Annotated in this window: 20 protein-coding genes, 1 other RNA gene and 1 pseudogene; 13 read left to right on the top strand and 9 right to left on the bottom strand. The window is 40.7% G+C overall.

The features are described from left to right. The first annotated feature begins 136 nt into the window (after window positions 1-136). The 7 genes from HMPREF1505_RS08270 to HMPREF1505_RS08240 all read left to right on the top strand — a co-directional run bounded on the left by HMPREF1505_RS08270 (window position 137) and on the right by HMPREF1505_RS08240 (window position 6956). The gene (locus HMPREF1505_RS08270) at window positions 137-1810 is read left to right on the top strand and encodes a hypothetical protein (RefSeq protein WP_036924521.1); all 1674 of its coding nucleotides are present in this window, start codon (window positions 137-139) and stop codon (window positions 1808-1810) included. Window positions 1811-1825: 15 nt separating this feature from the next. Then, entirely contained in the window at window positions 1826-2038 is a 213-nt protein-coding gene (locus HMPREF1505_RS08265; protein WP_036924518.1) for a hypothetical protein, read from the top strand. Between the two features lie 241 nt (window positions 2039-2279). Further along, window positions 2280-2972: a queuosine precursor transporter gene (locus HMPREF1505_RS08260; RefSeq protein WP_036924516.1), complete on the top strand. Its 693-nt coding sequence runs from the start codon at window positions 2280-2282 to the stop codon at window positions 2970-2972. Window positions 2973-3054: 82 nt separating this feature from the next. Next, the gene (gene queF, locus HMPREF1505_RS08255; RefSeq protein WP_036924513.1) at window positions 3055-3510 is read left to right on the top strand and encodes a preQ(1) synthase; all 456 of its coding nucleotides are present in this window, start codon (window positions 3055-3057) and stop codon (window positions 3508-3510) included. Window positions 3511-3548: 38 nt separating this feature from the next. Further along, entirely contained in the window at window positions 3549-4565 is a 1017-nt protein-coding gene (locus HMPREF1505_RS08250; RefSeq protein ID WP_231480377.1) for an endopeptidase, read from the top strand. Between the two features lie 501 nt (window positions 4566-5066). Beyond that, window positions 5067-5222, top strand: coding sequence for a hypothetical protein (locus HMPREF1505_RS08245; protein ID WP_155948930.1), 156 nt, complete (start codon window positions 5067-5069; stop codon window positions 5220-5222). 48 nt (window positions 5223-5270) lie between these two features. Next, window positions 5271-6956 carry a hypothetical protein gene (locus HMPREF1505_RS08240; RefSeq protein ID WP_036924508.1) on the top strand — a complete coding sequence of 562 codons (1686 nt, stop codon included), beginning with the start codon at window positions 5271-5273 and terminating at the stop codon, window positions 6954-6956. Between the two features lie 214 nt (window positions 6957-7170). Here the strand turns inward: HMPREF1505_RS08240 and HMPREF1505_RS08235 are convergent, their stop codons facing one another. Beyond that, the gene (locus tag HMPREF1505_RS08235) at window positions 7171-8466 is read right to left on the bottom strand and encodes a histidine-type phosphatase (protein ID WP_036924506.1); all 1296 of its coding nucleotides are present in this window, start codon (window positions 8464-8466) and stop codon (window positions 7171-7173) included. A gap of 419 nt (window positions 8467-8885) precedes the next feature. Between HMPREF1505_RS08235 and HMPREF1505_RS08230 the strand changes: the two genes are divergently transcribed. Then, entirely contained in the window at window positions 8886-10016 is a 1131-nt protein-coding gene (locus HMPREF1505_RS08230) for a BPL-N domain-containing protein (RefSeq protein WP_036924504.1), read from the top strand. 350 nt (window positions 10017-10366) lie between these two features. On the opposite strand, the gene ssrA is transcribed toward HMPREF1505_RS08230, so the two are convergent. Next, window positions 10367-10767, bottom strand: a transfer-messenger RNA (tmRNA) gene (gene ssrA / locus HMPREF1505_RS12980). A 209-nt stretch (window positions 10768-10976) separates the two neighbouring features. On the opposite strand from ssrA, the gene mfd reads away from it, so the two are divergent. Continuing rightward, window positions 10977-14513 carry a transcription-repair coupling factor gene (gene mfd / locus HMPREF1505_RS08225; protein WP_197017516.1) on the top strand — a complete coding sequence of 1179 codons (3537 nt, stop codon included), beginning with the start codon at window positions 10977-10979 and terminating at the stop codon, window positions 14511-14513. 19 nt (window positions 14514-14532) lie between these two features. On the opposite strand, the gene HMPREF1505_RS08220 is transcribed toward mfd, so the two are convergent. Continuing rightward, window positions 14533-15864 carry a DUF6624 domain-containing protein gene (locus HMPREF1505_RS08220; protein ID WP_036924500.1) on the bottom strand — a complete coding sequence of 444 codons (1332 nt, stop codon included), beginning with the start codon at window positions 15862-15864 and terminating at the stop codon, window positions 14533-14535. A gap of 120 nt (window positions 15865-15984) precedes the next feature. Here HMPREF1505_RS08220 and HMPREF1505_RS08215 point away from each other — a divergent pair, with 120 nt between their 5' ends. The 4 genes and pseudogenes from HMPREF1505_RS08215 to HMPREF1505_RS08200 all read left to right on the top strand — a co-directional run bounded on the left by HMPREF1505_RS08215 (window position 15985) and on the right by HMPREF1505_RS08200 (window position 18744). Further along, the gene (locus tag HMPREF1505_RS08215) at window positions 15985-16314 is read left to right on the top strand and encodes a nucleotidyltransferase domain-containing protein (protein WP_004360074.1); all 330 of its coding nucleotides are present in this window, start codon (window positions 15985-15987) and stop codon (window positions 16312-16314) included. Then, window positions 16308-16705 (top strand): annotated as a pseudogene (locus tag HMPREF1505_RS08210) (HEPN domain-containing protein). The gene HMPREF1505_RS08215 and the pseudogene HMPREF1505_RS08210 overlap by 7 nt, the downstream one beginning before the upstream one ends. 31 nt (window positions 16706-16736) lie before the next feature. Then, on the top strand, window positions 16737-18098 hold the full coding sequence (locus tag HMPREF1505_RS08205) for a dipeptidase (RefSeq protein ID WP_036924498.1): 1362 nt from the start codon (window positions 16737-16739) through the stop codon (window positions 18096-18098). Between the two features lie 289 nt (window positions 18099-18387). Then, on the top strand, window positions 18388-18744 hold the full coding sequence (locus HMPREF1505_RS08200) for a hypothetical protein (protein WP_036924495.1): 357 nt from the start codon (window positions 18388-18390) through the stop codon (window positions 18742-18744). A gap of 158 nt (window positions 18745-18902) precedes the next feature. Here the strand turns inward: HMPREF1505_RS08200 and HMPREF1505_RS08195 are convergent, their stop codons facing one another. From HMPREF1505_RS08195 to HMPREF1505_RS08170, 6 genes are all read right to left on the bottom strand, one after another. Then, a complete protein-coding gene (locus HMPREF1505_RS08195; RefSeq protein WP_036924492.1) occupies window positions 18903-19649 on the bottom strand; it encodes a polyprenol monophosphomannose synthase in 747 nt (248 codons plus the stop codon). Window positions 19650-19714: 65 nt separating this feature from the next. After that, the gene (locus tag HMPREF1505_RS08190; protein WP_197017515.1) at window positions 19715-20527 is read right to left on the bottom strand and encodes a 1-acyl-sn-glycerol-3-phosphate acyltransferase; all 813 of its coding nucleotides are present in this window, start codon (window positions 20525-20527) and stop codon (window positions 19715-19717) included. 19 nt (window positions 20528-20546) lie between these two features. Next, complete coding sequence (locus HMPREF1505_RS08185) at window positions 20547-21719, bottom strand: metallophosphoesterase (RefSeq protein WP_036924488.1); 1173 nt, start codon at window positions 21717-21719, stop codon at window positions 20547-20549. Next, window positions 21716-22555 carry a vitamin B12 dependent-methionine synthase activation domain-containing protein gene (locus tag HMPREF1505_RS08180; RefSeq protein ID WP_036924487.1) on the bottom strand — a complete coding sequence of 280 codons (840 nt, stop codon included), beginning with the start codon at window positions 22553-22555 and terminating at the stop codon, window positions 21716-21718. Before HMPREF1505_RS08180 ends, HMPREF1505_RS08185 begins: the two co-directional genes overlap by 4 nt. Window positions 22556-22561: 6 nt before the next feature. After that, window positions 22562-23911: a dihydroorotase gene (locus HMPREF1505_RS08175; RefSeq protein WP_036924485.1), complete on the bottom strand. Its 1350-nt coding sequence runs from the start codon at window positions 23909-23911 to the stop codon at window positions 22562-22564. Between the two features lie 326 nt (window positions 23912-24237). After that, window positions 24238-25086, bottom strand: coding sequence for a DUF4369 domain-containing protein (locus tag HMPREF1505_RS08170; protein WP_036924483.1), 849 nt, complete (start codon window positions 25084-25086; stop codon window positions 24238-24240). Window positions 25087-25156 lie beyond the last annotated feature (70 nt).

Genomic DNA, 25156 nt, shown 5'->3' with positions numbered 1-25156 from the left:
GCTATGTTATGTTGAATATTTATTAATAATACATACCTTTTTGTATTGTTTTTTACATAAAGTATTATTTTTGTATGGCTGAATTAGAGAGGATGAACTTATCAGCTAAAAAAACTATTACATAATATAAAACTTTATGGTTAAACATTTACACTCAGTCCTGACACTTGTGTTAGGATTCTTTTCTGTGGCTGCGTCAGCACAAGCACCAGCTACTGTAACAAAACCAGATGATGGTTATTATCGTATTGTAAATGCTCGTCAGCGTACAGATGGCAAACAGTATGTTTATGTAACGGGTAAAATTGCGGCACAGCCTAATGCCACTAAGGCTGAGGCAATGACATTGCCAGGTACTGTTATTCACCTTAAGACAGAGAATAATAGTAAAAACCCTAATTGGCTCGATGTGACAAAACTTCGCTCTCAAGGTGTTGATGTTATTAATGGCTACTTAAATCCAGCTATTGCTCAGGTGAACGAGGCTTTGAAGAATAGGCTGAAAGCTCAGCTTGGCACATTTGTAGGAACTGCAGCTTATTACGGCATCAATGCAGAGGTTATTGGCAAGTGGGACCTGAAGATGCACATGCAGCCAGTTACTACCCCTGATGGTCGTTCTGCTTACTATGCTTTTGCAACGGTTCCTTCTATGCAACCAGTTGTAGATTTCTATGATGAGTTTGCTATTAGAGCAAAATTTGGTGCTGGTATTGCAGGACAGATTAAGGCGGCTGTAAGAGGTCTCTCTAATGACTTGTACTTGGCTTTAGAGGCAAAGAATCCTGATAAGGTGTGGGATGCTGTGCAGGTACTTGCTTTGGCAAAGATAGCAACAACTGAATATAATAACACTGAAATCATGGACGTTGTTAGACGTTATTTCGGTGTAGACCGTATTAATCAGGGGCGTACTTACTACTTGATGTCTGGTGCACTCAAGAAGATTGAAAAGGGTAGAGCTTATAATCCAAGTGACTTGGCTAATACATCTCATAATGAATATGATGGCGCACTTCCTAAGTTCGACTTTGTCAATAACAATACTACAGACCAGTGGTTTGGAGCAGAGCTTCCTGTAGTAAAGGATGCTGCTATGTGGATCCTTGAAAAGGTTGATGATACAAACTACTTTGGTGTAAAGCCTTCTACTAACATGAGGGGTAGAGATGGTAAATATTATACTACACTTTATGTAGACTTCCCATTCCAAATTAAGGGTGATGTGAAAGCTTATACTATTGAAGGCGTTGAAGCTAAGAATGCAGATGGTTATTACTTCGCAAAAGTGAAGAAACTTGCTCAGCAAGGCGATGTTGTTCCAGCTCAGACTGCTGTCGTTTTGGAGTGTAACTCAACAAATCCTGCTGATAATCAGTTGTTGCCTCAGGGTGATGAAAAGTTTAATCCAAGCGATAACCGTCTCTGTGGAACATTCTTTGGAGAGGCTATCAATGGCTTGACCGTAAAGGATGGTACTGGAGCAGAACACAATGTAACACGTGATAATATCCGTGCTTTCAATATCAACACCGCTGATAGCAGAAACCCAATTGGTTTCTATAAGGTGAAGAGTAATGTTACTAATATCCCTGGTAACAAGGCTTTCCTTGTACTTACCAATGCTGAGGCACAAGCTAAGGGCTTTGTCTTAGAGTTCGAGGATGGTGGTACAACTGGTATTGAGACTATCGAAAACTCAAAGCATAGCACAGAGAGTGGTGTTTACTACGATTTACAGGGTCGTCGTGTTGAGAATCCAACTCGTGGTGTCTATATCGTGAATGGTAAGAAGGTTGTAATTAAGTAAGAAGGGAGTACAATTATGAAGAAGATATATATAGCTCCTCAGAGTGAGAAGGTCGTACTGAATGTTAATGGTGACATTCTTGACAATCATTTTGGTAACCATAGTGGTGTACCAGTAGAGCCAACTAATCCTAAACCTGGTGACAGAGGAGAGTCAGGTGAAGTAGAAGGTTTTGAAGCAAAAGAAAACGAATGGGGAGAAATAGCATTCACTCCTTGGGAAGATTAAGCTTCTATAAGACAATTTACAATATCGTATTTAGCTACGCCTAAACTTATATTGTATATCATTTAAGTGTGTTAGAATACTGATTCTATTGACAGACAGGGCGTCTGTTATTGTAGTTCAGTGTTTTAACACACTTTTCTTTTTCTAAAGAAGTTAAGGCTATTTGGATAAAAATGTGTACCTTTGCAGCCACTTTATTGAATAGGGGTACTTGATTAACCCCCTTTAACAAAACAAGACAATGACAAAAAGTAAACAACAAGTGAGTGTGCTGTTTATGCTTTTCAGCATCCTCTTTTGCGTTTGCCTTATTGCGGCAAACATCCTCGAGACAAAGCAAATCTCTGTGTTAGGTATCTCATTGACAGGTGGATTGATTGTTTTTCCAATCTCTTACATCATCAACGACTGTGTTTGTGAGGTGTGGGGATTCCAAAAAGCGCGCCTGTTGATATGGACAGGCTTTGCAATGAACTTCTTCTTCGTGTCAATGGGTGCGTTGTGTGATTGGATTCCGGGTGCCCCTTATTGGACGAATGAAGCAGGTTTCCATGCTATCTTTGGTTTGGCTCCACGTGTGGCAGCAGCTTCTTTCGTAGCTTTCATCGTAGGTTCATTTGCTAATGCCTATGTGATGAGTAAGATGAAGATTCGCGACAAGGGACGTAACTTCTCATTACGAGCAATTCTTAGTACTATTGTGGGTGAGAGTTTTGATTCAGTTATCTTCTTCCCATTAGCGTTGGGCGGTGTTGTTCCAACAGAAGAACTCCCAAAGCTCATGCTTTGGCAGGTTTTATTGAAGACAGTTTATGAGGTTATCGCTCTTCCAATCACCATTCGCATAGTAAAGGCTTTGAAGGAACATGAGGGAGAGGATGCTTATGATAATGATGTAAACTATAGTATTTGGAAGATATTTGCATTAAGTTAAATAAAACACAAGTTAAGCCAATAACGTTTATTGCACATTAGGGTACTAAACTTATTGGCTTAATTTCTTTAAAAAGAAGAATATGGAAAGAGAAAATGAAGGGTTAAAGTCATTAGGTTCAAAGACTCAATACAGAATGGATTATGCACCAGAGGTGTTGGAATCATTTGTTAACAAGCATCCTGATAATGACTATTGGGTACGCTTCAACTGTCCTGAGTTTACCAGTTTATGTCCTATTACAGGTCAACCAGACTTTGCAGAGATTCGTATTTCATACATCCCAGACGTACGAATGGTTGAGAGTAAGAGTTTGAAGTTATATCTTTTTAGCTTCCGCAACCACGGTGACTTCCATGAGGATTGTGTAAATACGATTATGAAGGACCTTATCAAGTTGATGGATCCTAAGTACATCGAGGTGACTGGAATCTTTACTCCACGTGGTGGTATCAGTATCTATCCATACGCTAACTATGGCCGTAAGGGTACAAAGTATGAGCAGTTAGCCGAACAACGATTTATCACGCACGAATAAAGAAGTATGTTCCTTGTTCGTAACAAATGCTGATTGTTATGACAACTAAGCGGATTGTATATTCTATCTTCTTACTTCACATCCTACTGTGCTTCAGTTGGTGGATATTGCACATGTGTCTGCCAGATGGTCTACGGCTCAATGTTGTCTTAGACAGCTTATTATATTATGGTATGCTCTGCATCCTTCCTATATGGCTTTATCCCATAGGAAGAGTCATCAGAAAGAGCCTAAACCATAATAAGCTGTTAGGTGTGTTGGTGATTATCCTCTCCAGTGTGGTTGTACTTGTTGGTGGATTTATAGCTCTGCTTGTTTTCACTTTTAGTGGTCCAAAGTCTGTATGGTATAAAGATAAGACTTATGTCATTACAGAAGGTTCTGCATTATCTATATATTCTTTCTTCGTGTGCGATAGGGGAGGAATAGTAGATAAGGTGAAGTATAAAGGGTTCACTGGTGGTTCGCCGCTCATCCCTGATTCTGCACAATGGAAGTTCTATGACCAGTGGGGAGTACTGATGGCATGGTCGGATAATAAGCTTGATAAAGCCCGAGGCATGAAGGCTTATAGTCTTTTTGTTATCGACTCCTTATTATATAATCGTCATCAAAAGGAAATCCTTAACCTACGTAAGTCTTATCTTGCAAAGGAACAGAATTATATCCTCAAAGGGTTTCTTTCATATGGAGGAGGCTCTATTCCCGCCTATCAATTCAGATATAATACGAAGACACGGATAATGACTGTATCTGAATGGGATGGCTATTACCTGGAGGGCAATCGTATTAAATTGTCCAAAGAGGCGAATGATAGCGTCATAACGCTAATTCGTCAGCACCCAGAAGCACGGGTAAGAGATGGTGAGCATCGTGATCGTTATGGGAAAGGGAAAATGTGTTCATCACTTGAAGTAAATAATCGCACTATCTTTGATTGTGTTGGAAGTGATTTCTCACGCATGCCTGCTCCTTTCCGAAATATCATGCGATTGTTTGCAAGTAAGGATGTACAGGGCAATGAACTACTGCTTAGTTTAGATAAGTCCAGGTGATTTGTCAATATTGAGTGCGCAACAAAACACACTATATACCCCTATTTTAGTTTCATTTTTGTTTGCTGTCATATTTAACATTTGTCGTAATAATCTAAATTATAGTGTATTACAAGTCGTAAGGGCATGACAGAAGTGACAGCAAATATGATTTTGCTTAGTCTCAATTTGTTTTTAGTTGGAAAGCAGTGGATTTTTTCTTTTATTAAAAAAAATAAGTATAGTTATGTTTTGTCTTTTTAAGAAATTATACTTACCTTTGCACAAGTTAAGTTTAATTAGGACTATTAATTTGGCTGGAGAGTAATTGTGGTCGCTTGTTAGTGAGTTCTACATATCTAAGAAAGTGAATCTAACTGAGTTTAAGGTCCTAAGAATATCATATATTCGTATATAATAAATATAACTTTAAGACTAATTAAATTTAAGAAAACAAATCATAATTACCAAATGAAGAAAAATGTAACAAAGGGCCTAAGAAGTGTCTATACACGGCCTCAGATGAGAAGTTTAGTTGTTGATGTTGTGCCAATTTTGGCAGGTTCTCCACCCACGCAAGAGCATCCGACAGTCACAGGCGACCACCAAGATGCAAATAATGAAGATGGACCTCAGTCTATTGGTGGTAGCTCTAATGAGGCGTGGCCTGGTAACTGAATAGTGAGTAATTCTAAATGATAATACAACTAAAAGTCTTAACAAGTAATGAATAACAATTTTATGAAGATTAACCTCTTTGTTCTTGGTGCTGCTCTGACGATAGGTATGAGTCTCACCTCATGTGCTCAAGATGACATGTTAGAGAAGAACAAGACAGAAGAGAAGGAACATAAGAATGAACACTTAACCTCTTTTACTGGTGGTGCAGTAATGACACGCACTTCTATCACTTATCCAAAAGTTTTCAAATGGACATCTGGTGATAAGATATGGGTAGAAGATGACAATGGCGTATGGCAACAGAGTACAAATACGATAGGTGGTGGCACTGATATGTTTGATCCTATCCAAGAGGAGGAATCATTCACCTTCCAAGTACCAGGACAGTATAAAAACAAGAGTAGTTATAGGGTGCTTTATCTCGGAAAGGGATCCACTGATAAGAAAATAACATTTGCTTCTACACAGCAGCAAATGAAGCCTAATAGTGGTTTAGACGTTGGCAAATATGGCGATTGGGGTATGGCTACAACTTCAAAGACACCTGATGGTAACTTTAAGTTCACTCTTCAGCACAAGGCTGCTATACTTTGCTTTATGCCTTTCAATGGTAAGACAGAATTAAGTTCGACACGTATCAGTAAGATAGAGTTGACTTCTGATGGGAATATTGCAGGTACTTATACCCTGAATACGACAACCAATCAGTTGGAAGATGACGCTGTTAGCAAGACAATCACCCTAAAATCAAACTCATTTGGTGGTGGTCTCCTTTCTCCAAGCGAGTATAGAGATGGTTTCCCTTTAAGTAAGACAACAGCAGATATGGCTACTAATGGTTCGTTTGTCGTTATAAAGCCAGGTGCACACAAACTTACGGCTAAGTTTTATTTAGAGGATACTAAAACAGGAACCAAGGGTGTAGTAACAAAGGATTATGGTACTTTTACTTATAAGGAGAATACCACTTACAACATGAAAGTGGATATGGAAATTCCAAACTTCGACCAGAATTACTACATGTGGGACGCTAAGCAGAACTATTGGTATCCACATCAGACGGGTGGAACAGCCCCTATCTGGCAGCCTTGGAAGAATGGTTCAACTTCTGTAGGAACTGTTAATGGTCCAGAATCATATAATGCGAACTATCCAAAGAGTGATGATGCTGATCGTTATTGTAATGCTTCATTCCCTGGATATGGTGTTAGGAATGATGCGCAAACAGAGCTGTTTAAGAAGTTGCCAAATGCTAACGAGATGGCATGGTATGTATTTAAAGGCGATCCACATGGCGATAAAAATCAATTATTCTCTCTCTTAGGTCATCTTTATAAGGGCGGTATGTGGATTCTGAAAAGCCAATATATCACTGGTATGAACAAGGAAACAGCGCCAAGCGAATTGGCTCCTGTAACTGATTTACGTGTCGCAGTAGAAGAAGAATATGCACAGAATACTCATATCCCAGAAACTCCTCCAGCAAAGGCAGACCTTCATAAGTATTTCTTCTTGCCTGAGTTAGGATGGTATGAGAGGGGAATCTGTATGAATATTGGCTATAACGGTTATTACTGGAGTTCAAGTGCTTTTGCGAAGAATAGTGTTGATGGGAAGAATGCCAGTTATGCCTTCAACTTATTCTTTAGACGGGATCCTACGTTTGGATACGTAATCTATGTAGAAGCAAGTAACCGAGAGAATGGTTTCAAAGCTGTACCATTTGAATAAGACGTTTGTCTCTTCATCGCAAGACGATGTTTGAGATGATAAGAATAAAATAGAAAAGGTTGGACTAACCATTGGTAGTTCAACCTTTTCTGCTTTCTGTACTATATGATAGGAGTTGTATCTCCTAACGGCAAGACGCCCTTCTCACATCGAGAAGGGCGTCTTGTTAGGGGGAAGAGAATATAGCTATGATAACAACCAAGGGCATAGCCCCTTATTCATGATAGCTATTTAGCTTTGAAAGATAGAACTTCTTAAAGTCGCTCCATCGATAGTAATATGGTGTAGAAGTCTTTGGAAGGGGCAGCGTCGCTTCCTCCTCGTTGAGTAAGACCTTTACGAGAACATCAGCTTTTGGATTCTTCGGATTCTTATAGAAAACAAACTGGATGTTAGCAGCCATAGGGACAATGCGTGTAGAACTCCAATCCTTCAGGGTAAGACTGTCAATGTCTGAAACCTTGATGTCATTGTTATTAAGATTCAGTAGGCACGTCAATGGCATAACCATCGTATCATGGCCGAAACGAAGGGTTGCGCCTGGATGAGGGAGCGCCAGACAAGAATCAGCATCAGTGATAATCTTGCGCAAGAGATTACGCTGTGAGAAAGGTTGATTACCTCCGCTTTGTGGTGCACTGGCATAACGTAAGTACCACCAAGCATTGCTCCTCTGCCATAGTTGGTACAACTCATCGGCTGTAAAGAGGTTGTATAGCGAGAGCGAATGGCGTATCTCTGAGTTCTGAACAATGCTTGCTAAACTGAAAAGGTCGAAGGTAAGCTGTCCTGCATCTACCTTCTTTGTCACGTATTCCTTATCCTTAAAGAGACGAGCCATCAATGGTTTGGTATCAATATTGCGTTTACCCCACTCGTCAATCGTATTCTTTACAGCACTGCTATCCCTTTGATGAGAGAGTTTCTTGTCTGGCTGCTTCATAAAATACATGTCATGTGCGCTCGCATCATGCCTAATTCTCAACCGAGGGTTATGCCGAATCAGTTCCTGCAGTTCGTTCTCCATGGATAGAATACAGCGGATAACATCCGTCGACTTGGCATCCACCCATACAGAATCACGGAATACAGATGGGAAACGACGATACATTCTTCGTGCAATCTGCTGATGCTGCTGTGCTCCTAATGGTGTCAGCTCTCCCCATCGTTTATAAGATTCTGTGTACATGAGGCGTAATTTCTTCAAGACGTCCTTTCCTTCATTGGTCAACACACCAGCCGAATCAGCTTGCTGTAGGGTTTCTATAGGACGGAGATATTGTTGCTCATGAATGAGATAGCGTGACCCATGTCGCCCATAATGCGATAGATATACAGGAAGATAGCCTGAAGGAGCAGGCGTTAGCCTACCCGAAGGATCTGGGTAAGCAAGGTAATTGTTGGCAGAAAGCTCAGGATGCTCACTGATCTGCTTTCTGAATGATTGTGCTGTGACGTGTAACGATGCTGAGATGGCTAACGCACAAAGCAAGATAAGTTGTTTTTTCATATCGTTGTGATTTGATCTAAACTACAGTGCAAAGGTAATCATTTTCTATAAACATACGTAATAGAGTATAAGTTAAAGGCTCATTCCATGTAAATGTCTATACTGCTTTATCTCATTCTTATGGTATTGCTGGTGTTGTTTATGCCCTCCGCACTAATGGTGCTCACCCTCCGCACTATATGTGCTGAGCATTAGCACCAATGGTGTTGGGCATCTATACTTTGGTAGGGAAGGGTAGGATAGGTCTGTCGGAACCTATAAGTGTGTGGGATAAGGTACTAAACGATAGTCTAAAAATACTTAAAACACTTTTGTTTACATGTAAATATCAAAGATAAATACTATCTTTGTTTCGTTCATAGTAGATTGACTATGCGCAAACTTGACTATAAAAGAATTACAAACTAACATAAACAATTATGCTACGAAAAACGTTTTTCATCATTGCTATGTGCTTGGTAGGACTGAGTGCATGGAGTATGGGAGTAGGAAACAAGGTGCGTGTGGGTGTTTTCCAAGGTAATGGCGGTGCACAAACGTGTATTTGGGAGACGATTGCATCCATACAATTGGATCCTGATATGGCGGTCCGAACTATCACTACGGGTGATATTGCGAATGGCGTTTTGAGGGATTTGGATGCTATCATTATCCCAGGAGGTGAGGGAGCGACGCAGTATATGAATCTTGGAGAGGAAAACATGGAACGAATAAGAAACTTTATTCGTTCAGGAAAAGGTGCTGTGGGTATCTGTGCTGGTGCCTATCTCTTTACAGACACACCAGAATATGCTTGTATGCACATCAATGGTGGAAAGGCAATTGATATTGAGCATGATAATCGTGGACATGGTATATCAGCCTTTTCCCTCACGGCAGAAGGTAAAAAACTATTCCCTGAGCTTGCTAAGCGTGATAAGTCATACGTCATGTATTACGAAGGTCCTGTCCTTGTAAAAAGTGACAGTATTCCACTTCCTTACACGACTATGGCGATAATGGAAACCGATGTGCATGAAGAGGGTAATGCTCCAGCTAACATGACGAATAATCGACCTTTCTTTATCGCCAATGAATATGGGAAAGGGCGTGTCTTTAGTAGTATCTCGCACCCAGAGGCAACACCAGGAATGATGTGGATGATACCACGCATGGTGCGTTGGACCTTACGCATGCCAGTCGTAGCATATTCGAAGCGAGTCGTTAATCCCGATTTATACAATCGTGAGATTCTTATGACGAAAGATGATTTGAGAAAGGAACGTGGATATTATAGAACATTCTTATACGGTTCGCCTAAGGAGAAGATAGCTGCACTCGACTGGTTACAGGCATGTCGCTCATGGGATGCTAAGCGTTGGGTGCAAGGCTTACTCTTTGACAATAGTCCTGCGGTAAGAGAACGTGTGGCTCGCTTTATTGCTGAGACTGATTATCTTCCCTTCTTATCTGACTTAGAAGCGGCATGTCGGGTAGAGCGTGATGAGCAAACGAAACAAAGTATGATGAGGCACTTTGAGCATCTGAAAGCATTATTGCCACATAAATAACCCTCATCTTGTAGAGTCTATTATAGGGTAGAAATGGATTAGACGTGGGCACTGTCTCGAAGGAGATATTACTTGAAAATAAATTTTCCTGTCATACTTGTCACTCAAAGGGACAGGTTAATGCGTTGATAAACAATGCTGTTATGAGAAATGTTAAAAGTGACAGCAACACGAAATTAAACTTATTATGGTAATAGAAGTAATAACTTCTCTTTGTTTTAGTAGGTTAGATTATTTCACTTCTTGGAAGATTCACAGATTAGTTCAATGATGATAAATAAAAAAAGGCAGCATCAAAGCTTAATTTGATACTGCCTTTTAATTTTTAGATAATCCCTTTTAGGATTAAAAAGTGGACCTGGTGGGAGTCGAACCCACGTCCGCACAAGGAAACCATACGCTTTCTACACGTTTATTCCAGCCTTCGATTTTCGTATGTCGGCAAGACCTGGACCACCAACCGACATCTTATCCTCTAAATCTTCATCAGTGCATCGAGGCATACACTGACTATTTCCGATTGAACCTGCATCGCTTACTCTCTGGATTCGGAACAACATCCTCGGAGCGATGTCTCGTCCAACTATCTAATAGTCGGATAAAGCCAGTAACCTACTGTACTTCGGTTAGGCAGCGAGAGCGTAATTGTTTTCGCCAATTAATTTTTCGATAACTGAGATTTAGGAGCCAGTCAACGATGCTCCGCGTGCTTACGTACCATCTCGTCTTGCCGTCAAATCCAAACAAGCCCATAGTACAATGAGGACTTTTATGGGTTTTAGTCGATGTTATTCGCCTTTATCCCTATGTTTATCCTCTTCTGTTTCCACTGAATCAGACTGCAAATATAAGGAGAGTTCACGAAACTACCAAATCTTTAACTACTTTTCTGCTTAATTTCATAGATAATTGCCCTCTGTCTGAAATTTGTTGTAACTTTGCAAGCACAACGCATTTGCGATGAAGATACAAGACATACAGAAATTATACGCTATGCTGCCACAGGCAGGAGCGATACAGAAGATACAGAAAGATAAGTCGATAAGAACTGTTTTTCTGCAAGGACTCGTGGCTTCAGCTGCTCCGATGTTCTTTGCATCAATAGCTGAACGATGGAAGACAACGACTGTTTTCGTGTTGAATGACAATGACGAGGCGGGTTATTTCTACAATGACCTCAAGACAATTGCTATGCCTGCTGACGGTGAAGGGAAGGTAGCAGAGGTGCTGTTTTTCCCATCGTCTTATCGTCGTGCAGTGAAATATGGACAGCGTGATGCGGGTAATGAAATCCTGCGTACAGAGGTGCTGACACGACTTTCAGCCCTTGCCTCGGGTGCTGACAACACTCTACCACTTTATATTGTCACTGAGCCATCAGCCCTATCAGAACTTGTTGTATCAAAAAAGCAGTTAGATGAACGTCGTTTGACATTGACTGTGGACCAGCATATTGATATTGTGGAGGTAGAGAAAACCTTACGTTCTTTTGGTTTTACAGAGACTGATTACGTCTATGAACCAGGTCAGTTTGCTGTGCGTGGTAGTATTATTGATGTCTATTCCTTCTCAAATGAACTCCCTTTCCGTATCGACTTCTTCGGTGATGATATTGAAACCATTCGCAACTTTGAAGTGGAGACGCAGTTGTCTACAGCGAAGTTGACACGTGTAGAGATTGTTCCAGAGCTGACAACGATGTCAGAAGAGAAGGTGCCTTTCCTTCAGTTCTTGCCAGAAGATGCCGTATTGGCATTTAAGGACTTCCTCTATGTGCGCGATGCGATTGATAATATCTATCAAGAAGGCTTTACTAATCAAGCTTTGACAGAGAAGTTAGAGGGTAAGACGGAGTTAGAACAGCGTGAATTGGAAGTGGCTTTCTGTAAGGAAGGACAACTGGTGCCAGCCTCACGTTGGATGAATGATGCGCTTGACTTCCGTCGTATAGAGTTTGGTATCAATTATTCCTCTTCAGACCTTGCAAAGAAGAAGGATGGCTCACGGGCTACAATTAACTTCAGTACCTCGCCACAACCACTTTTCCACAAGAACTTTGACTTGCTGTCTAAGACCCTTCGTGACTATCTTCTGCAAGGTTATAAACTCTATATCTTTGCAGATAGCGAGAAGCAGACTATACGTTTGAGGGATATCTTCGATTCATTGTCAGACACAAATGTCTCACCTGACTCTGAGAATCTGTCTGTAGCTGAACTGTCTGGGGAGGGGCAGGACGCGACGGTGGGAGCCTTACCTTTCACGCCAGTTAATCGAACGCTACATGAAGGTTTTGTTGATAGTACGCTGAAGGTATGTTTCTTTACCGATCATCAGATTTTCGACCGTTTCCATAAGTATAACCTCAAGTCAGACAAGGCACGTCAAGGTAAAATGGCTTTGACGATGAAAGAGCTGCAAGAAATGGAACCTGGTGACTTCTTAGTGCACGTAGACTTTGGAATAGGTAAGTTTGCTGGTCTGGTTCGTGTACCTGCTGGCGACTCTTATCAAGAGATGATACGTCTGGTTTATCAGCATAATGATATTGTGGACGTGTCTATTCACTCGCTCTATAAGATTAGTAAGTATCGTCGTGGTGATAGTGGTGAACCACCACGATTGTCTGTTCTTGGTTCAGGTGCTTGGGATCGACTGAAAGAAAAGGCGAAGAAGCGTATCAAGGATATTGCTCGCGACCTCATAAAACTCTATGCTAAGCGACGTCGTGAAAAGGGATTTGCCTTCTCTCCTGACACGTTTATGCAGCACGAATTGGAGGCTTCGTTCCTTTATGAGGATACGCCCGACCAGTTGAAGGCTACACAAGAACTCAAACAGGACATGGAAAGCGCACGTCCGATGGACCGTCTGGTTTGTGGTGACGTGGGGTTTGGTAAGACAGAGGTGGCTATCCGTGCAGCTTTCAAGGCTGCTGTAGATAATAAGCAGGTGGCTGTATTAGTACCTACAACCGTGTTAGCCTTCCAGCATTACCAAACTTTCAAGAAGCGATTGAAGGATATGCCTGTGCGTGTTGATTACCTCTCACGTGCTCGTAGTACCAAACAAACTAAACAGGTATTGGAAGATTTGGCAGCTGGAAAGATAAATATCCTCGTTGGAACGCATAAGTTGATAGGCAAGTCGGTGAAGTGGAATGACCTCGGACTACTTATCATTGATGAAGAACAGAAGTTCGGTGTGTCGACAAAGGAGAAACTTCGCCAATTAAAGACGAATGTTGACACCCTTACGATGTCGGCAACGCCTATCCCACGTACGTTACAGTTCTCACTGATGGGTGCACGTGATATGAGTATTATGCGTACACCGCCACCCAACCGTTATCCTATTCAGACTGAGATAGCTTCTTTCTCGCATGAAGTAATAGCAGATGCAATTAACTTTGAGATGAGCCGTAATGGACAGGTTTACTTTGTAAATGACCGCATCAGTAATCTTCCAGAGATAGCAAATCTTATTAAAAAGTATGTGCCAGACTGCCGTATTGCTATCGGACACGGGCAGATGAAACCTGAAGAATTGGAGGAGATAGTTATGGGCTTTATGAACTATGACTATGACGTACTGCTTTCAACAACGATTGTTGAGAATGGTATTGATATTTCCAACGCCAATACTATTATCATCAACGATGCGCATCGTTTCGGACTCTCCGACCTGCACCAGATGCGTGGTCGTGTGGGACGTTCTAATAAAAAGGCTTTCTGTTATCTTCTTGCTCCTCCTTTGGCTGCATTAAACCCAGAAGCGCGCCGTCGTCTGGAGGCTTTGGAGACCTTCTCCGACCTCGGTAGTGGATTTAATCTTGCGATGCAGGATCTTGATATCCGTGGTGCTGGTAATCTCTTAGGCTCTGAGCAGAGTGGATTTATGGAGGATTTGGGATACGAGACCTATCAGAAAATCCTCAATCAGGCGGTGATGGAACTGAAAAATGATGAGTTCCAAGATTTGTATGAAGAGGAGATGGACGAAGGAAAGCAGATTACGGGTGATGATTTCATTGATGATTGTGCCGTAGAGAGCGACCTTGAAATGTACTTCCCTGATAACTACGTGCCGGGTAGTTCAGAGCGTATGCTACTTTATCGTGAGCTTGATAATATTGAAAAAGACGAAGACCTTGATGCCTATCGTCAGCGCCTGCAAGACCGTTTCGGTCCTGTTCCACGTCAAGGTGAGGAACTGATGCAGGTCGTTGCACTTCGTCGTGTAGGTAAGCGATTGGGTTGTGAGAAGATTATTCTTAAGCAGGGACGTATGCAGATGCAATTTGTTTCTAATCCTAATAGTGTCTACTATCAGAGTGCTGCCTTTGATAAGGTACTCAACTATATCGGTTATCATCCCCGCCGTTGTAATCTTAAGGAACGAAATGGCAAACGTTCTATGGTAGTCAGTGATGTGAAGACGGTGGGAGAAGGTGTGAAAGTTTTAAGAGCAATAGAACAAGGGAACAAAATGTCTTGATGAAATGGATATCCTAAGTTCACTTTGAATATTCATCCAATGGTGGAAGACCAACCTCCTTCCGCCATTGATTGACCATTTTCTTATTAAGTAAAGGGCAGATTCCATTGTGATTTCTCTGTGTTCCGTATTTCTGAGGTCGCCCCTCTCTTACATCAATCCTGTCATGTAGAGCAGCAACTAAAGCAGCTTGAATGTTCCCTTCTGTCGCAGCTCTCTCCAACATAGGTAGATATTCTTTCTGTACGTCCAAGGGTGCATGCTGAATGATTATCCATGCTGCCTCACAAGCAGAAGTGCCTACTTCTGTCTTTTTAGGGAAGCCGTGTTCTTTCAATATTTGCCTTATCTCGACTTGGTTGAGAGAGTCAATACTATCAGCACGAAGCCTTAACGCTATATCATCTTGTGTCTCCTCATGGTGCAACTGTCGGCTCAATATCCATTGTGTCCTATAAGCTTGGTCACGTTCAAGCATCTCTTCTAAATGGTTCTTCAGTGATAAATCATAGTTATAGATATCTGCTCGCTTATCAAACTCATCTTCATAAGAAGGCACAGTAGCAGAGTCTGGCATCTGATAGTAATCCTTTTCCATTCTTATACGGTGCTTATCAAACTTATAAGCAGCCTCTTCTTTATCAACCATACGTAATTTATAAGCAACACTTGATAACTTGGAAGGAAAGATGTAACGATCATCTGCGAATGCTTCAGTATATACACGGATGGCATCATCATAATGCCCTTGCTCATAAAGAGAGTCGGCATGGAAGATAAGACGCCAATAATCATCCTGTGAGGAAGGTGTCTTGATATCTGAAGACATTAATTTAGGAGTGCTGTTAGAAAGGTTGAATCGTTTTAGAGTTGAGTTCTTCATATCTTCTAAAATAGAGCCAACTAACTCTAAATGTTCCAATCGTGTGACATCCCATTGATAATGTCCATAAGAAGGATAGGACTTGTTCTTGCTCTGAAGAATATAAACTATACCTTTCGTCTTACCATCTATCAATATCCTATCCACACATATTACTCGGTGCTTCTTTCTTATTATGAAGAGATTACGCCATACAATATTGGGCTGCTGTGCTTGTTTCGGTCCATTAAAGAAAGTACGATAAACAAATAATGCACCGTCATCCCTTATTTCATAGTCAGGCTCTGCTGTAATAATACCATTGTTGGTGAAGCTCCAGCTGTTACTATTGGTGGGTTTAAGAGAGTCTAATTGAAAAGGGACATCTCGCCTTATTCCATTCAGCATACGTTGTTCTTCTGTAAGTTTAACAGAGCTACATGCGAATAGTAAAGATGAAAGGATAATAGTTAAGATAATTTTATCCATGGGGTAATGTGTTATTTTTTGCAAATATACAATTTATTTCTATTATCATATATGTGAGCAAGTATAAAATTAAACAAAAAACTTGCGAAACTGATAAATCATGCTTAAATTTGCGAACAGATGATGAAAGAAGTAAGACATAATGATGTGTTGAAGGCTATTAGCAGCATTGCGATGGAGTTAAAACCTGAAAACGGAAAGATAATTCTTTTCGGCTCTCAGGCGCGTGGTGATGCAAGTGAACTGTCAGACTGGGATATTCTCATTCTTCTTGATAAGGATAGAATAGAAGAATCTGATCATGATAAGTTCACCTATCCTTTCTGGGAACTTGGATGGAAAATTAATGCAATGATACATCCTATCATCTATACCTTGCAGGAGTGGGCTAATCGAATTCACTCTCCTTTTCATAACAATGTTGAATCAGAGGGAATTTTGTTATGTTGACAAGTGAAGAACGAAAAGCACTTGTAGCATACCGCATTGAGAAAGCAAAAGCGGTGTTAGTAGAAGCACGTGATAACGCTCGTTTAGGCCATTGGAGCCTTGTTGGGAATCGTTTATATTATGCTGTCTATCATATGGCACAGGCTTTACTCCTTGATAAAGGATTATCTGCAAAGACACACGCAGGACTATTCATATTATAGGACAGCAGTTTATCTCTGTTGGACTTATCGACAAAACTTATGGGAGATTGTTCTCCCGTTTATACGAGTTGCGCCAATCTGGTGACTATGATGATATGTTTGATGCTACGGAGGAAGAAGTTATGCCTTATTTTATTCAGATTGAGAAATTTATCAATGAAATGGAAGCATTGATTACTTTCAAATAATAAAGAAGATAATCACAATAAATAAAGAATTATGATTAAGAAATATGTAGAAGAGAATAAAGACAGAATGCTCGAGGAGTTGTTCAGTCTGATACGTATACCAAGCGTAAGTGCACAACCAGCTCATAAGGAGGACATGGTACGCTGTGCTGAACGTTGGAAGGAATTGCTGCTTGAGGCAGGTGTTGACAAAGCTGAGGTGATGCCATCAAAGGGTAATCCAATGGTTTATGCAGAGAGAATGGTTGACCCTAATGCAAAGACTGTATTGGTTTATGGTCACTATGACGTGATGCCAGCAGAGCCATTTGAACTTTGGAAGACCGAACCATTTGAGCCAGTTGTCAAGGATGGTCATATCTGGGCTCGTGGTGCTGATGATGATAAGGGTCAGTCATTCATGCAGGCAAAGGCATTTGAGTATCTTAACAAGAATAACTTGTTGAAGCATAATATGAAGTTCATCTTTGAAGGTGAAGAAGAGATAGGTTCTGGTAGTCTTGGTCCTTTTATCGAGGAACACAAGGAACTCTTGGCTTGCGATGTAATCCTCGTTTCAGATACTGGTCTTATTGGTCCTGATACTCCTTCTATCACAACAGGTTTGCGTGGTTTGTCTTATTGGCAGATAGAGGTTACTGGTCCTAACCGTGACCTTCACTCAGGAACCTTCGGTGGTGCTGTAGCTAACCCAATCAATGTTCTTTGTAAGTTGATAGCTGATGTAACTGGTCCTGATGGTAAGATTCGTATCCCTGGTTTCTATGATGATGTTGAGGAGGCTTCTGATGAGGAGCGTAAACTCGTTGCATCTATTCCTTTCGATGAGGAGGAATATAAGAAGTCTCTTGGTGTTAAGGCACTCTTCGGAGAAGAAGGTTACAGTACAATCGAGCGCACTGGTTATCGTCCAACATTTGATGTATGCGGTATATGGGGTGGTTACACAGGTGATGGTGCTAAAACAGTTATTCCATCAAAGGCATACGCAAAGCTTTCTTCACGTCTTGTTCCACATCAGGATCATACAAAGATTAGCCAGTTGGTAGTGGATTATTTCAACAGTGTTGCTCCTGATTATGTTACAGTTAAGGTAGAGAAGCATCACGGTGGTCATGGTTATGTTTGTCCTATTGACTTCCCAGCTTATAAAGCTGCTGAGCGTGGCTTCGAAGCTGTATTCGGTAAACGTCCATTACCAGTGCGTATTGGTGGTAGTATTCCAATTATCTCTACTTTCGAGAAGTTGCTCGGTGTGAAGACTGTTCTCATGGGCTTCGGCTTGGAGTCAAATGCTATTCACTCTCCGAACGAGAATATGCCAGTAGATCTCTGGTTGAAGGGAATTGAGACAATCATAAACTTCCACCTCGAGTACGATAAGGAAGCATAAGTTTGATATAAAGACACAATGAGTTGTGTCAAGATATAGTAACAAAGGAACATTGTTTCCCGTAGTAACAGATTCTTTTATCTAAAGGCTTTTATTGCAGGGAATGATGTTCCTTTTGCTTTTTATTAAATCATTGTGTACATACACGTTGGTTGTGTTGGTAGGAATGGACTGGAATAAAACAGAGTAGACTGTGTCAAAATAAAGTAGAGAAAGGCAGTCCTCTATAGTAACAGTCTCATTTAAGTGAGTTTAGTAATGATAAAATATTTTTTTAATTCATATTATTATGATTAAACATCTATACATTATAGCATCTTTAATGTTATTTCTCTTTGTGGGATGTACAAAGGAAGAAGACGTAGACGGCGACTACAAGTATGAAAAAACAGATACGATAAGCGTATTATCGCATAAGGAAGACTACTTCTATCCAGGTACATCTATTAAATCGAAAAATAAAGGCTATGTTATAGTAGACAAAGATATGAGAAAATCTGTTGTATCTCATATTGATGGATTTGATAGTATCTATGAAGAGGGACACGAATACCTTATCATAGTAAAAGTATATGGTCCACGTTATGGGATACAAGATTTGTATGAACATAGATACAAGTTTGTTAGTTTAATTAGTAAAAAGTAAATTAAACTTAAATCTCCCGTATTTGTTTTCTAATGTTTATCTACAATTGATTTGTATTACAATAGTTTCTAAGTTGTATAAAGACAAAGTCACTTGTGAAAATAGTAACGGCCATAACCCACTAAGGTTATGGCTGTTACTGTTGTTTGGTTTAAATCTTAGTTCTTTATCTTAGGATACTTTCTGAACCAACTGTCCATACGGAGTCGGATGACACCGAAGAAGGCTTCTGAGAAGATGCCACCGCTCATCTTGCTTGTTCCCTCACGACGATTTACGAAGATGACAGGTACTTCCTTAATCTTGAAACCAATCTTGAAAGAGGTGTATTTCATCTCGATTTGGAAGGCATAACCCTTAAAACGAATCATGTCTAATGGAATTGTCTCAAGAACACGACGACGATAGCATACGAAGCCCGCAGTCGTATCATGCACGTGGAAACCTGTTACTGCACGAACATACTTGCTGGCAAAGTAACTCATCAATACACGTCCGATAGGCCAATTTACAACGTTTACTCCACTGACATAACGTGAACCAACTGCAACATCGTAACCTTCGTCATGGGTTGCAGCATAAAGGCGAGGAAGGTCGTTAGGGTCGTGGCTAAAGTCAGCATCCATCTCAATAATGTATTCGTAGCCATGTTCTAAAGCCCACTTGAAACCTGTGATATAGGCTGTACCCAAACCTAATTTACCGGAACGCTCAATGATAAAGAGGCGGTCAGAGAATTCCGTCTTAATCAGATTATGTACGATTTGTGCTGTCCCATCAGGACTACCATCGTCAATTACCAGAATGTGAAAAAGTTTCTCCAATCGGAATACTGCTCGGATTATCTTCTCTATATTCTCCTTTTCGTTGTATGTCGGTATAATTACAATGCTATCGCTTGTCATAGATTTTTGTTTTTATAGGACAAATGTAGTATAAAAATATGATACTAACAAGTTTTTGTCTATTTTTATTGGTCTGGGTTCTCTACGAAACCTTGGTATTCGGGAGAAAGACCAGCCATAACAGAATCGTATGCTTCATTTAGTGTTTCCTTCTCGAATTCAGCACCTTTCCCTTTTGGGAAGATTGGTTTGTGAATGGTGAGACTCAGTCGATGCCATACAGGAAAATGCCAGTCCTTAGTACGAGGCATAACGTCGAAGGAACCATTGATGGTAAGTGGACATACTGGTAGCTGAAGCTCATCAGCTAACATGAAAGCTCCACGACGGAACTTACCCATGTGACCAGTAAAACTACGTGCACCTTCTGGGAATACGACGACAGACATTCCTTCATGAAGGGTTTCACGTGCAGTGTCGTATGTTTTTTTGATTTTACTTGCACCACTCTTATCCACAAAAATATGATGTGCTTTCTCGCATGCTAATCCTACCAAAGGTATTTTACGGATAGCTTTTTTCATCATCCACTTGAAATTACGACCGAGAAAACCGTAAATCAGAAAGATGTCGAAAGCACCTTGATGATTGCTTACAAAGACATAGCTTTGCTTCGGATCAAGATTCTCACGTCCTTCAATCTTTACAGGAAGAAAGAGTATTCGGATGGTAAACCACGACCACCATTTCCCTGGGTAGTATCCCCAGAAATGTCCATTACCGATTTGACAGCCAATAGTTGTTGTTAATGCTGTTAGAACAGACGCAAAGAGGAAGAGTGGGAAGGCGATGAATAGCATGTAAATCCTATACAAGAATGTAATAACCAGCATAGCTATTGAGGATTGCCTTTGTTGTTGTGTTGCAGTATTACTCATAGATGTATCCTTTTTAATTTTATTTCTTAACATGTAATGTTATCACCGCTATTTCGTTAGGCATATTGAGGCGGAAGGGTACCAGTCCACCCAATCCAGCTGTAATGTATAGATAGCGTCCGTTTCGTTCATAAAGTCCATAATCCTCCTGTTGGCGGATACTTGTTGGTCGCCATCCAAAGATTTGCATCTGTCCGCCGTGTGTATGTCCGCTTAATGTAAGCTGTGCTGGGGTTTTAGGAAGAATAGAACGTTTCCAGGCTGATGGATCATGTTGTAACATAATCACAAACGAATTAGGTTCTACTCCTTGCATCGCTTTCCTATAGTTGGAATAGTTTGGGAATGGTGGTCTTCCGTCGTTTTCTGTGCCACAAACATAGACAGACTCCTTTGCTGGTGATGTAATACGAGTATTCTGATTGCGTAGAAGAGTCCATTTTAAGATTTCTTCTTCTGCTTTTATCAAGCGTACTTCCTCTGCAGCCTTCTCTTTAGCATCACCTTTGATGTATTCCGTATAGTCATGGTTTCCTAAGACAGAGATAGTCCCTTTCATAGGCTGACGGATTATTGAAGCCATTTTCTCAACCTCTTCAGGGCGTATATTCTGTAAATCACCAGTAAAGCAAATGAGGTTAGCTTTTTGCTTCTCAATGCTATCCATCTCTGCTTTCAGAATCTTACTGCGCCAGCCATTGAAGGTACCGAGGTGTAAGTCAGATACATGCACAATCCGATAGCCATCAAAAGACTTCGGTAAATCCTTGAAATAGAGGTCTACATGCTTTACTTGTATGTTAGAAACCCCATATGTGAGCCCGTATATAAATGATCCAACGGCAAAACAAGCAAGGAGTATACCTATATAATGTCCCCAGTTTCGATTTGTGCGGATGATATATTTCCGGATGATTGAACCCAAGATGGAGATGAGTGCGAAGATAGCCTTAGGACCCACAAGTAAACCGAGAAGGAATATATATGTATTCAGCCAAGTGAGGTTGTTAGGCGCAAAGTCACGTATGGAAGCCATAGCACAGGTATAGATGACCATACCGATAGAAGGTAACCACCATAATAGGCGTTGCCACCAAGCGATGGGGTAACGTTTGCGGAAATAGTGCATGTCTATATAGAGGTCAGACAGCACAATTATTAATATAAGATATATAACGATTCTGGCTATCATTTCTTCAATAGGGTAGAAGCAAGATACTTCCTTAGCTCTTCAACAGGCTTATTACGACGATGTGCATAATCTTCTAATTGTTCGTCATCAATCTTTCCTAAGTCGAAATATCGGCTTTGAGGATGTGCAAATATAAATCCCGATACGCTGGCATGTGGTACCATCATTCCACTTTCTGTAAGGTTGATACCAATTCCCTTCATATCCAATAGTTCGTATAAAAGAAAATTCATACTTGTGTCAGGGATGGATGGATAGCCCACAGCTGGACGAATGCCTTGATATCTCTCTGCAAGAATATCTTTTATAGTCAGTTGCTCATCAGTTGCATACCCCCAATACTTCTTGCGTACATCCTCGTGAAACTTCTCAGCTGTAGCCTCAGCTAATCGGTCAGCTAAGGTCTGCGAAAGCATACGTTGGTAGGGATCTCCCTCATTGTTGCTTGTAAATGCAGCATCAACAGAAGTAGCAAAGAGTCCAATTGTATCTTTGATGCCTGAAGAGGCTGGGCGTATGAAATCTGCCAAACAAAGGTTTGGTTTGCCTGGAATAACTTTCTGCTGGCGCAACATTGGAACACGTGTGCCATTGATAATGATATCATCGCCTTCACTATTGGCTTCACATAGTGCAAAGACAGCACGTGTGTGATATCTCCCTTCCATGTCAGCCAATAATTTCTCAGCTTCTGAACGCAGTTCCAGTTGTGCATCTTTAGCCTTACCATTCATTGACCAAGCATAAAAGAAGTATGCCCAGTTGATATAAGGAACTATTTCGCTGATATTGTATGTTATTATCTTATTTTTGTTATCTACTTTATTTTCGATCATTATGACTTAGTTATCATTTCGAAAAGTAATCCTTTCACCATGTATGGTGTTATCAAACTCTTCCTTATTTAACAGGTGGTTTCCATTACAGAAAGTGTGTAAGACACGCCATTGATAGGTGTGTCCCATCATTGGACTCCACTTGCATTTACTCTGAATACAATCTTCGTTCACTGTCCACGGCTGGTCTGGTGCAACGATAATAATATCGGCTTTATAGCCTTTACGTAGGAAACCTCGTTTATCAATACGGAAAAGTCGAGCCGGTGCATGTGACATTAGGTTAACCATCTGTTCTATTGTAAGAACACCTTTGTTAACCAACTCAAGCATAGTGACGAGTGAGAATTGAACCATTGGCATTCCTGATGCAGCCTTAGAGCAGCCACCTTGCTTCTGTGCCCATAGGTGAGGAGCATGATCAGTACCAATGACTGTAATACGTCCATCCGTGAGTGCCTGACGAATAGCATCTCTATCAGCTACCGTCTTGACTGAAGGATTGCATTTAATAAGTGCCTTCTTAGTAAGATAATCTTCGTTAGAGAAAGCAATATGTGCAATAACAGCTTCTAAAGTAATCCTTCCTTCATCTTCAGGTAGATTAGCTAATGATAATTCTTTTGCTGTAGAGATATGAGCAATATGCAGTTGTGTTTTGTACTTTCGTGCCAATTCCACAGCTAAGAGCGAGGAAGCCCAGCATGCCTCAGCACTGCGTATTTCCCAATGATGTGTAATATCAGGGTCGTCGCCAGATTGTTCTTTGGCAACTTTCATATTCTCGTTGATAATACCAGAATCCTCACAGTGTGTCATCACTGGCAGATTCAACTCTGCAGCAGTACGGAAAGTCATTTCTAATGCTTCTCGTCGATCAACAAGCATATTCCCAGTTGAGGCTCCCATAAAGAGTTTTATTCCAGGAATAGTGTGGATATCTAATTGAGGGAATAGTGTCTGATTTGTATTTGTAGCCCCAATAAAGAAGCTATAGTTAACATGACTTGAGTGCTTTGCTCGTTCCCACTTATCATGTAAAGCTTCTAATGTTGTTGTCTGTGGATTAGTGTTTGGCATCTCAAAATAAGAGGTGACACCACCATATGCAGCAGCACGACTTTCACTTTCAATATCTGCCTTCTCCGTTAGTCCCGGCTCACGAAAGTGAACATGATCATCAATAACACCAGGTAGTACAAAGCACCCCGTGGCGTTGACGATTTCGTCAAATTCTCCACGGGGTGTTTCGTTGTTTTCTATAATCTCTATGATACAATCGTCCTCTATGATGAGCGAACCAATAAAGCTTCGCCCTTCATTGACGATAGTTCCACCTTGAATGAGTCTCCTCATATATTATATTCTTTATTGTTAGAGGTTGTCTGTTGATTCTTCCGAGATAGGAAGTGAGAGAATTCTACTAAAGTAAGAAGGAATATATTACTAATAGTAGTTTTATTTTCTTTTGCTGTCATTTTAACATATCGCTTCAACATCCTATAAGACAATCTGTTAAATAACAAGACTGAGTGACGGAAGTGACAGCAACCTTCGTTTAGAATAAATAGTTTGTTGTCTATGAACTCTTTATCCGAAGCTCAAAACATTCCTATAGAACCTTATCAAGCAATCGTTCTGTCAGCGTAGAACTTAGAACATACGATAGTCGGGACCATACCTTATTCTGGAATAGAGTCACCAGCCATCTGTGCAGGAGTCGGAGGTGCTACAGCAGCATTAGGAGTTGTTCCCGCAGCATCATTGGTTCCGGCTGGGTCAACCATACCATTCATCTCCTTTTGTGCTTGTAGGAAGTCGGTATAGAATGCTTTTATCTGAGGATTCTGCTTAAAGGTATCTGTAGCCTTCGACATAATGAATTCTATCCATGATGGCAACTGATTAATCGCATTGGTATACATATAATCATTCATCCATACAGGGTAAGCATTAGGTGTTGTCTCGTAGCTGATACGTGTAAGGAAACACCATGGACCAAGAATGTTATTGAAGTTCTCTGTAATGAACTTCGTAAAGAGTTTGTCGCCCTTGTCATATACGTTCAATGCCTTCTTTATAAGTTGAGCATTCACGGTTTCTTCATCATGGCCATTCATAATGGCAGCACTTTCCTCATGATCTATTTCTGCATATTGATTGCGGAGTTGTGTAAACTTCGTCCAGAAATCATTTAGCTTGTCATTCAGCGGTGTGCCACTGACACGCTGTTGTGTGTTGTCCAGTTTAACTGCAATATCTCCCTTTTCAATAACTACTGGGAACTGTAAGTTGATATCATCCATGAATATCTGTGCGACCTTAGTAGAGTCAACGGTACCATGGAAAGCAAACTGACCATGAACGACGTCACATGAATCTAAGTCAATCAGTGAGTCAGCTTGGTCTGTTTTTAGGTATAACTTTCTTCCATCCAAGCTTGATACGTTGGATGTTCCCTGTATATTGAATGAGTTGGCACATGACGTAAACACGATAAGTGTTAGAAGTGCGTAAAGAATTTTATTCATAGATAATTAAACTGGTTCTATTTCTTCTCAGACAAAATTACATTCTATAATTGAAGCCGAGAAACTTTTT

The sequence above is a fragment of the Prevotella sp. ICM33 genome (genome assembly GCF_000517825.1).
Lineage (GTDB): Bacteria > Bacteroidota > Bacteroidia > Bacteroidales > Bacteroidaceae > Prevotella > Prevotella melaninogenica.
This window is presented reverse-complemented; position numbering and strand designations above follow the sequence as displayed.

Excerpts from the sequence above, each read along its gene's own strand:
- HMPREF1505_RS08270 (WP_036924521.1), top strand. The coding sequence starts at position 137 with ATGGTTAAACATTTACACTCAGTCCTGACACTTGTGTTAGGATTCTTT.
- HMPREF1505_RS08265 (WP_036924518.1), top strand. The coding sequence starts at position 1,826 with ATGAAGAAGATATATATAGCTCCTCAGAGTGAGAAGGTCGTACTGAAT.
- HMPREF1505_RS08260 (WP_036924516.1), top strand. The coding sequence starts at position 2,280 with ATGACAAAAAGTAAACAACAAGTGAGTGTGCTGTTTATGCTTTTCAGC.
- queF (WP_036924513.1), top strand. The coding sequence starts at position 3,055 with ATGGAAAGAGAAAATGAAGGGTTAAAGTCATTAGGTTCAAAGACTCAA.
- HMPREF1505_RS08250 (WP_231480377.1), top strand. The coding sequence starts at position 3,549 with ATGACAACTAAGCGGATTGTATATTCTATCTTCTTACTTCACATCCTA.
- HMPREF1505_RS08245 (WP_155948930.1), top strand. The coding sequence starts at position 5,067 with ATGAGAAGTTTAGTTGTTGATGTTGTGCCAATTTTGGCAGGTTCTCCA.
- HMPREF1505_RS08240 (WP_036924508.1), top strand. The coding sequence starts at position 5,271 with ATGAATAACAATTTTATGAAGATTAACCTCTTTGTTCTTGGTGCTGCT.
- HMPREF1505_RS08235 (WP_036924506.1), bottom strand. The coding sequence starts at position 8,466 with ATGAAAAAACAACTTATCTTGCTTTGTGCGTTAGCCATCTCAGCATCG.
- HMPREF1505_RS08230 (WP_036924504.1), top strand. The coding sequence starts at position 8,886 with ATGCTACGAAAAACGTTTTTCATCATTGCTATGTGCTTGGTAGGACTG.
- mfd (WP_197017516.1), top strand. The coding sequence starts at position 10,977 with ATGAAGATACAAGACATACAGAAATTATACGCTATGCTGCCACAGGCA.
- HMPREF1505_RS08220 (WP_036924500.1), bottom strand. The coding sequence starts at position 15,864 with ATGGATAAAATTATCTTAACTATTATCCTTTCATCTTTACTATTCGCA.
- HMPREF1505_RS08215 (WP_004360074.1), top strand. The coding sequence starts at position 15,985 with ATGATGAAAGAAGTAAGACATAATGATGTGTTGAAGGCTATTAGCAGC.
- HMPREF1505_RS08205 (WP_036924498.1), top strand. The coding sequence starts at position 16,737 with ATGATTAAGAAATATGTAGAAGAGAATAAAGACAGAATGCTCGAGGAG.
- HMPREF1505_RS08200 (WP_036924495.1), top strand. The coding sequence starts at position 18,388 with ATGATTAAACATCTATACATTATAGCATCTTTAATGTTATTTCTCTTT.
- HMPREF1505_RS08195 (WP_036924492.1), bottom strand. The coding sequence starts at position 19,649 with ATGACAAGCGATAGCATTGTAATTATACCGACATACAACGAAAAGGAG.
- HMPREF1505_RS08190 (WP_197017515.1), bottom strand. The coding sequence starts at position 20,527 with ATGAGTAATACTGCAACACAACAACAAAGGCAATCCTCAATAGCTATG.
- HMPREF1505_RS08185 (WP_036924488.1), bottom strand. The coding sequence starts at position 21,719 with ATGATAGCCAGAATCGTTATATATCTTATATTAATAATTGTGCTGTCT.
- HMPREF1505_RS08180 (WP_036924487.1), bottom strand. The coding sequence starts at position 22,555 with ATGATCGAAAATAAAGTAGATAACAAAAATAAGATAATAACATACAAT.
- HMPREF1505_RS08175 (WP_036924485.1), bottom strand. The coding sequence starts at position 23,911 with ATGAGGAGACTCATTCAAGGTGGAACTATCGTCAATGAAGGGCGAAGC.
- HMPREF1505_RS08170 (WP_036924483.1), bottom strand. The coding sequence starts at position 25,086 with ATGAATAAAATTCTTTACGCACTTCTAACACTTATCGTGTTTACGTCA.